Below are 1,954 nucleotides of genomic sequence, written 5' to 3'. Positions count from 1 at the left end.
TGTCAAGCGCGGAGTAAATCTGAGCCACTTTGCGGGCCTTTACGCGGCCGAATTCTGAGCCACTACCTTGGCGGGCTTCTCCAGGAATCCCGCTTTCTTCATCCTTCGTAACCGATAGCTGTCCCCCTTGATCTGCACGATATGGGCATGGTGCAGCACTCGGTCGAGCATCGCAGCTGTTAGCGTCGGGTTGTCGCCAAAGGTGTCACCCCACTGCGCAAACGGCAGATTACTGGTCAGTATCATCGAGCCACCACGTTCGTACCGCTTAGAGACGATGTGGAAGAAGTGGCTGGCCTGGTCGCCGGTAAACGGCAGGTAGCCAATCTCGTCGATGATCAGCAGGCGCGGCCCCAGTACCCGATGGCGCATGACAGACTCGTACCGGTCCTGCCGCTGGGCGGCAGCCAGTTGCAGCATCAAATCGGCCGCAGTCACGAAGTGAGTCTTGATGCCTGCCTGCGTGGCCAGGTAGCCCAGGGCGATCGCCAAGTGGCTCTTGCCCACACCGGATGGTCCCAGTAACACTGCGTTCTCTCCGCGCTCGATGAAACGCAGCGTGGCCAGTTCATCAATCACGTTTTTCGGCGCGCCGACCGCGAAGTCAAAATCATATTGTTCCAGCGTTTTAATGACCGGGAACGAAGCCATGCGCACCAAAGTCTGGCGGCTGCGGATTTGTCGCGTGTCGCGCTCATGGCTCAACGCCTGCTCCAGGAAGTCCAGGAAACTCCAGTCGTGGTCCGCGGCTTGCCCAGCAATGGCAGCAAACCGTTCAGCCAACCCATCGAGTTTCAATTGGCGGCAGTGGGCGTCAATGCGTTCAGCTTGCAGGTTCATGCCGCCACCTCCGTGAGGATTTGCTGATAGACCGATAGTGGGTGCTGGAACGAGTGATGCCGCTGGCGCGCCGATGGTGCCGTCGGTTGGATCGGCTCGCAGCGCGGCACGTAATCCGGCAAGGGTTGCAGCAGCGCTTTCTCGGTATGCTCGAACAGCGTTTTCGGCGCATGGCCGGTGAGCGGATGCACACGGCGGTTGGCCACGTCGCGTAGCCATTTACCGACTTCGGCATTGGCCGTGGCCACGTCCACGATCAGCCCGCTGGCTTTCATCCGGCTGTCCAGCGGCACGTAGAAATTGCCGCGCAGGTAGCGGTGAAAGCGCTCGACCTTGCCCTTGGTCCGGGCGCGGTAAGGACGGCACAGTCGCGGCATGAAACCGTACAGCTTTGCCATGTCGAGGAAGTCGTCATTCCAGCGGTGCTGGCCTTCACCATAGCCGTCGCGTTTGATAACGACGCTCTTGGCGTTGTCGTATAGGACTTCTTTCGGCACGCCGCCCAGCGCATCGAACAAGGCGTGATGGCAGGCCACCAAGGTCGCCGCAGTTTCGTCCGAAGTAAAGCGCACCCAACGCCATCGGCTGTAGCCCAGCGTCGCTGTAAAAGCGTATAGCGGATCCCGGCCGCGCCGGAACACCACGAAGTCGCATTGCATTTGCTGCCCCGGTGCTGTTTCGAACCGCACCACCGGATCTGGCTTGGGCGCCGCTTTATGCAAGCGCATGAAGTCTTGTAACTGCCGTACCTGCCCGCCGTAGCCAAGCCCTCGCAACTCGCGCAGCATGGCCGGCGCTGGAATCCAGTCGGGCCTTGCCTCAGCGATCCGCTGTTCGATGTACGCCTTGAACGGATCAAGCTTGGTAGGCCGGGCTTCCCGCAGCTTGTATCGCGGCGCCTCCGGTGCGTCCAGATAGCGCGCCACCGTGTTCCTTGAAATGCCCAGCTGCTTGGCAATCCGGCGCTCCGAGAGGCCCTGGGCCTTGAGCACATGTATTTCCATCCACTCTTCCTTGTGTAGCACTCAGGTCTCGCGCAAAAGACCTGACTTTACAAAAAAGTGGCTCAGTTTTACTTTGCGCGAAGTGGCTCATTTTTACTCCGCGCGCAACA

2 protein-coding genes are annotated in these 1,954 nt (G+C 60.0%); both read right to left on the bottom strand.

The window, feature by feature from the left end:
• Positions 1 to 39: 39 nt before the first annotated feature.
• Positions 40 to 840, bottom strand: a complete 801-nt coding sequence (gene istB, locus GJ700_RS34640; RefSeq protein ID WP_154382786.1) for an IS21-like element helper ATPase IstB — start codon at positions 838 to 840, stop codon at positions 40 to 42.
• Positions 837 to 1,865, bottom strand: coding sequence for an IS21 family transposase (gene istA / locus GJ700_RS34635; protein WP_170305928.1), 1,029 nt, complete (start codon positions 1,863 to 1,865; stop codon positions 837 to 839). The genes istB and istA overlap by 4 nt, the downstream gene beginning before the upstream one ends.
• Positions 1,866 to 1,954 lie beyond the last annotated feature (89 nt).

The organism is Pseudoduganella rivuli (assembly GCF_009674485.1).
Taxonomy (GTDB): domain Bacteria; phylum Pseudomonadota; class Gammaproteobacteria; order Burkholderiales; family Burkholderiaceae_D; genus Rugamonas; species Rugamonas rivuli_B.
The sequence above is the reverse complement of the archived record's forward strand: the minus strand, read 5'-3'. Positions and strand labels throughout refer to the sequence as shown.